This window comes from Diaphorobacter sp. J5-51 (assembly GCF_001023515.1).
GTDB classification, from domain to species: Bacteria; Pseudomonadota; Gammaproteobacteria; order Burkholderiales; family Burkholderiaceae_C; genus Diaphorobacter; species Diaphorobacter nitroreducens.
Map to the genome: position 1 here is coordinate 1 of NZ_JSYI01000059.1, position 421 is coordinate 421.

At 55.3% G+C, this 421-nt stretch carries 1 protein-coding gene; it reads left to right on the plus strand.

What is annotated here, in order from left to right; translation table 11 throughout:
• Positions 1-158: 158 nt before the first annotated feature.
• A partial coding sequence (locus OX89_RS08925; RefSeq protein WP_047350356.1) for a hypothetical protein occupies positions 159-421 on the plus strand: 263 nt, incomplete at its 3' end.

Here is a 421-nt window from a genome sequence, read left to right on the forward strand (position 1 = left end):
GGAAAACAGGTTTGTTGTTCAGCTGCGTAATGCACTGAGTTCAAAATGGTCGCTGGCCTGTTGGAAGACGAATCAGCATTGGCGCTCGCAAGAGCAAACTCAACCCTGACGGGAAGCTCCCGCCAGGGATGCTGCTCGTCTTCAAAAACGGAAGACCAATGAACAAACCCGAACGGATACCGTATGACGCGGCGTTCAAGAAACTGTTCTCGAACCGGCTGGTCATGGAGCATCTCATCAGCGGCCTGATCGACCCAATCGAAGGGATGGATCTGGCAGGTCTGCTGAACTTCGAGAAGGCGCAGATGCTGGGCTCGGAATACTTCGGCCCGCACCTGCGCAAGCGCAGCAACGACATCGTGTGGCAGCTGCCGCTGAAGGAAGATGGCAAGAGCCTGCTGGTGGTCATCATGCTGGAAAT